This is a genomic window from Aetokthonos hydrillicola CCALA 1050, from assembly GCF_017591665.1.
Taxonomy (GTDB): Bacteria; Cyanobacteriota; Cyanobacteriia; order Cyanobacteriales; family Nostocaceae; genus Aetokthonos; species Aetokthonos hydrillicola.
This window is the reverse complement of sequence record NZ_JAAKGC010000394.1, coordinates 1-1387: the sequence shown is the minus strand read 5'-3', so window position 1 is coordinate 1387 and position 1387 is coordinate 1. Positions and strand designations below refer to the sequence as shown.

Below are 1387 nucleotides of genomic sequence, written 5' to 3'. Positions count from 1 at the left end.
GGGGGGGGGGGGGGGGGGGGGGGGGGGGGGGGGGGGGGGGGGGGGGGGGGGGGAGGGGGGTAGGGCGTGGATTGATGCGAGAGAAGATGTTTTCTGCTTTTTTAGAGAAGCGATCACCAACATAATCCACCATGCCCAACCACCCAATGGTACGGCGACTGAGGTTACAATTTACCTATTACAGGAAGGAAATCGGTGTAAGCTGGTGATTGAGAATAATGGTACTCTACCAGAACACACTGACCAAGACGATCTTAATAAGAAACGCAAGACGGGCGGTTACGGGACTAAGTTGATGACCACCATTGCTTCTGAACTTCCCAATGGACTCTGCGAAAGAGTTTCTTTAGAAAAAGGTGGGATGCGGGTAACACTTGAATGGACGATAGAGCCAGTCTAAAAGCTAACATTGCCGCCACATACGTTAAAAGCATCAGCTATAGTATGCTCTACTTAATCTTGAGCCACTTGCTCCATTGAGGTGATCGTTCCCAGAGTGATCCGGCTAACTGTCATCGGATCGATTAGACAGATCAGCTAAAATAAATAACTACAGCCATGAGGGCGAAACCATGAGCAATCAAGAACTAGAGCAAAAAATCCTCAGCCTCGATTTAGAGGAAAGGATTCGCATCCTCCAACTTTTGGCTCAGAGTCTGACAGTACCAAGAGTATCACAGCCATGCCCCTCCCCCAACGAAGTTGATTTAACCTATGATAGGGAAGCGTTGCACTATAAAGCAGATCGCAGTCCTGAGCATCCCCTACGACGAATCCCCATTACAATTCCTCCAGATTTTGACGAACCCATGCCTGAATTATGGGATGCTTTTGAACAATGATTTTACTCGATACTCATATTTGGCTTTGGTGGTTGCATAGTCCAGAAAAGCTTTCCGAGCGTAGTCGTACCCTGTTAACCATAGCTGAAAACCAAAACGCCGTCATTGTTTCTGCCATTTCTGTTTGGGAAATTGCACTCAAGCATAGTGCTGGGAAACTACCACTCCCCCTTAGCGTTAATGAATGGTTTGCAATTGCAAAAACTCGAAGAGGAATCACCATAGAACCAGTTGATCCACTCGATGCGATCGCTAGCACACAGTTACCCGGTGATTTTCACAAAGATCCAGCTGATCGTATTATTGTTGCGATCGCCTACCGCCGCAATATAGAACTCATAACCTGTCATCAAAAAATTCTCACATATCCACACATCAAAACACTTTGGTAAAATTATACATAAATCCCATATTCCGTACTTCAAATAGTAGTATAACAAGATTACATTGAGTAAAAACCAAAAGTTATAAATTTGACGCTGATGTAAAACCCGAAAAAAAGTAATTAAATAGGATAACTTTCCAGCTTTTATCTATTGTTCAAA

Annotated in this window: 3 protein-coding genes; all 3 read left to right on the top strand. The window is 44.6% G+C overall.

The annotated features are described in order from the left end of the window. The coding region (locus G4P69_RS38250) for an ATP-binding protein (protein ID WP_208355194.1) at nt 1–400 on the top strand (400 nt) is incomplete at its 5' end. Nucleotides 401–572: 172 nt separating this feature from the next. Beyond that, nucleotides 573–842 carry a hypothetical protein gene (locus tag G4P69_RS38245; protein WP_208341789.1) on the top strand — a complete coding sequence of 90 codons (270 nt, stop codon included), beginning with the start codon at nt 573–575 and terminating at the stop codon, nt 840–842. Next, a complete protein-coding gene (locus G4P69_RS38240) occupies nt 839–1234 on the top strand; it encodes a type II toxin-antitoxin system VapC family toxin (protein WP_208341787.1) in 396 nt (131 codons plus the stop codon). The genes G4P69_RS38245 and G4P69_RS38240 overlap by 4 nt, the downstream gene beginning before the upstream one ends. Nucleotides 1235–1387: the final 153 nt, after the last annotated feature.

Coding starts and splice junctions, on each gene's coding strand:
- G4P69_RS38245 (WP_208341789.1), top strand. CDS start 573: ATGAGCAATCAAGAACTAGAGCAAAAAATCCTCAGCCTCGATTTAGAG.
- G4P69_RS38240 (WP_208341787.1), top strand. CDS start 839: ATGATTTTACTCGATACTCATATTTGGCTTTGGTGGTTGCATAGTCCA.